Annotated in this window: 3 protein-coding genes; 2 read left to right on the top strand and 1 reads right to left on the bottom strand. The window is 41.6% G+C overall.

Annotated elements, in window-relative coordinates:
• Window positions 1-25 precede the first annotated feature (25 nt).
• On the bottom strand, window positions 26-862 hold the full coding sequence (locus B4J23_RS07405; protein ID WP_291359696.1) for an IclR family transcriptional regulator: 837 nt from the start codon (window positions 860-862) through the stop codon (window positions 26-28).
• A gap of 568 nt (window positions 863-1,430) precedes the next feature.
• Here B4J23_RS07405 and B4J23_RS07400 point away from each other — a divergent pair.
• Window positions 1,431-2,585 carry an acyl-CoA dehydrogenase family protein gene (locus tag B4J23_RS07400; protein ID WP_034171043.1) on the top strand — a complete coding sequence of 385 codons (1,155 nt, stop codon included), beginning with the start codon at window positions 1,431-1,433 and terminating at the stop codon, window positions 2,583-2,585.
• Between the two features lie 33 nt (window positions 2,586-2,618).
• Window positions 2,619-3,803: acyl-CoA dehydrogenase (locus B4J23_RS07395; RefSeq protein WP_291359693.1), on the top strand; the 1,185-nt coding region annotated here is incomplete at its 3' end.

The raw sequence follows: 3,803 nt of genomic DNA, 5'->3' as shown, positions 1-3,803 counted from the left end.
GCCCATTTAAATCTTAAATAACAGCTTAAATATTATTTAAAGTCAAGGAAATGTTATTGACCATATGAATCAGACGAGGACCGATTTCATTTTCCAGTTTTTCCTGATTGAGTAAATAAGTTGGGGCACCACAGTTAAAGGTCAAAATACCATGTTTAGGGTGAATTAAAGGTACTGCGACAGAGTTCACATCTTTGGCCCAATCACCGAGAGATAAGCAATAGCCATAATCCTGATAATCACGAATAGCACGTTCTAAATTACGCTTAATGGTTGGCCACTGATCTTCATTTCTTTTCTTGATGGCATCAAACAGATACTCACGTTCTTTAACTTCCATCGCAGCCAGACAGGCACGACCCATCGCACTACTATGAATAGGCAGGGTAGAGCCAACTGGACGACGCATGGTCAAAGTAGACTCTGTGTGAACGACTTCCAAATAAATCATGCTCAGACGATCACGTGTTGCCATGGCGACAGGCGCTTGCGCATAACGTGACATTTCTTCCATAAATGGATAAGCCTGTGTACGTGCCGAAATATTGCTGAGCGCCGCATAACCCAGAGCCAATACACCAACGTCCAACAGGTATTTGGTCGTATTCGGTAACTGTTTTAGATAACCTAAAGAAACCAACGTGCTGGTGATCCGGGCAACAGTCGGTTTTGGCAGATTAGTGAGTTGTGCAATTTCCTGGTTGCCCAGTAATTGATTCGTTGCGGAAAAACATCTGAGGATTTCTAAACCACGTGCAATAGACGCGATAAATTGTGGGTTATTTTCTCTATGAATATGTGAAATCGGATCTAAACGGATCTCATCAAAATTAGGTATTTCGCAAGTTTTATTTTTTGTCATGGTCAGAGCAATTAAAGGTAAATTAATAAATATGATAGCAATTAAATTTCACGATACAAAATAAAACACTTCTATTAGTGATAAAAATAAATAAAAAAGTGCTCACTTTATCTGTATTTAAGTTAATTAGCGCTATTCAGCTAAAAACCATGCAGAATCTATAGGTTTTTGAGACCTGTAATGATTTTTAAGTATCTTTAGAAAATTTAAAGTTCGCCAGATAAAATTTCAGGAAAATGGAGCCAATCAAAACGAGAATCATCAGCACGATTTAATTGAAACATTCTTATCTCGCTGCGCTTTTATAGAATCAATTATGACCTGATTCCGATCATCTAACTCTTTTCTAAATCTACCAACAATCTAAAAATTTCGCATTGTGAAATAAAATTCTAACTAAAATTTTTAATTAAAGCTAGAAAAATTTGCTTTTTTGCTTAAAAAATAAAATTTTTAATAATTTTTCTTGCTCAAAATGAATTTTTATGATTATTTATTTCGTATTACGAAACTAAAATTAAAGGGTAAAGGAATTTACCCAGATGAACTAAATAACATGGAGATCCCTATGATTCGCGATCCGGAAATGCTCGAGCAACTTCTTTCGACTATTCGTAACTTTGTCAAAAATGAACTAGTCCCTTTAGAACATGAAGTTGAAGAAAGTAACGCGATTCCTGAGCGTATTGTCGAGCAGATGAAAGAATTGGGTCTGTTTGGCCTAACTATTCCAGAGGAATACGGCGGTTTAGGTATTACCATGGAAGAGGAAATTCTGGTCGCAATGGAATTAGGCCGTACGTCGGCTGCATTCCGTTCTTTGATCGGAACCAATAACGGGATTGGTTCAAGCGGGATAGTGATTGACGGTACAGAAGAGCAAAAACAGAAATACCTGCCACGTTATGCGACTGGTGAAATCATTGGTTCATTCTGTTTAACTGAGCCAGATTCAGGTTCAGATGCAGCATCTTTAAAAACCAGCGCGGTTAAAGATGGCGATTACTATATTTTAAACGGTACCAAACGTTTTATTACCAATGCACCGCGTGCAACGACATTTACGGTGATGGCGCGTACCAATCCTGACATCAAAGGTGCAAGCGGCATTTCTGCATTCCTGGTAGAAGCGAATACTCCGGGCCTAAGTCTGGGCAAAATTGATAAAAAAATGGGCCAACATGGTTCATACACTTGTGACGTGATTTTTGATAACTGTAAGGTTCATAAGGATCAGTTGATCGGTGGCGTTGAGGGCATTGGCTTTAAAACTGCAATGCGTGTCTTAGATAAAGGCCGTCTACACATTGCTGGCTATAGCGTTGGCATGGCAGAGCGTATGCTGGAAGATGCTTTAAATTATGCAGTGGAACGTAAGCAGTTTGGTCAACCGATTGCGAATTTCCAGCTCATCCAAGGCATGCTGGCAGATTCTAAAGCTGAGATTTATGCAGCGAAATGTATGGTTCTGGATGCTGCTCGTCTGCGCGACGAAGGTAAGAATGTGACCACAGAATCTTCATGCGCGAAAATGTTTGCGACTGAAATGTGTGGCCGTGTAGCGGATCGCTGTCTGCAAATTCATGGTGGCGCAGGCTATATCAGTGAATATTCAATTGAACGTTTCTACCGTGATGTGCGTTTGTTCCGTCTGTATGAAGGTACAACTCAAATCCAGCAAATCATCATCGCACGTGAAATGATTAAACAAGCGACCGCTTAAACAGCAGATTTTTATAATATTGGAAATATTAAAATGAGCACAAGAATTAGATTTGACTGGCAAGATCCATTTTTACTGGAACAGCAACTGACTGAAGAAGAACGTATGATCCGTGACAGCGCACATGCGTACTGTCAAGACAAACTGATGCCACGCGTACTAGAACAGTTCCGTCATGAAAAAACCGATCCAACGATTTTCCGTGAAATGGGTGAACTGGGTCTGCTGGGTCCAACCATTCCTGAGCAATATGGTGGCGCTGGCTTAAATTATGTCAGCTATGGTCTGATTGCTCGCGAAGTGGAGCGTGTGGATTCCGGTTACCGTTCTATGGCTAGCGTACAAAGCTCGCTAGTGATGGTACCAATCAATGAATTTGGTTCTGAAGAACAGAAACAGAAATATTTACCGAAGCTAGCTTCTGGTGAATACATCGGTTGTTTCGGTCTGACTGAACCGGATCATGGTTCTGATCCGGGTAGCATGATTACTCGTGCGAAAAAGGTGGATGGTGGCTACCGTCTGACTGGTGCCAAAATGTGGATTACCAATAGTCCGATTGCGGATGTCTTTGTGGTTTGGGCAAAAGAAGTGTCTCCTGAAGGTAATGTCGGTGACATTCGCGGCTTTATTTTAGAAAAAGGCTGGGAAGGGCTTTCTGCACCAGCGATTCACGGTAAAGTTGGCTTACGTGCTTCGATCACCGGTGAAATCGTGATGGACAATGTTTTCGTTCCAGAAGAAAACGCATTCCCGGAAATTCGTGGTTTGAAAGGTCCATTTACCTGTCTGAACAGTGCCCGCTATGGTATTGCTTGGGGTGCGATGGGCGCAGCAGAATTCTGCTGGCATACAGCGCATCAATATACTATGGATCGTAAACAGTTTGGCCGTCCATTGGCTGCGAATCAGCTGATCCAGAAAAAACTGGCAGACATGCAAACTGAAATTGCGTTGGGCCTGCAAGTGGCTTTACGTTTTGGTCGCATGAAAGATGAAGGCATTGCATCAGTTGAAGGTACTTCACTGATCAAGCGTAATAACTGTGGTAAAGCACTGGATATTGCGCGTTTAGCGCGTGACATGATGGGCGGTAACGGCATTTCTGATGAATTCGGTGTAGCACGTCATCTGGTGAACCTAGAAGTGGTGAACACTTATGAAGGTACACACGATGTACATGCCTTAATTCTAGGACGTGCGCAAACAGGTATTGCT

Source organism: Acinetobacter sp. UBA3025, assembly GCF_002367915.1.
GTDB lineage: Bacteria > Pseudomonadota > Gammaproteobacteria > Pseudomonadales > Moraxellaceae > Acinetobacter.
The sequence above is the reverse complement of the archived record's forward strand: the minus strand, read 5'-3'. Positions and strand labels throughout refer to the sequence as shown.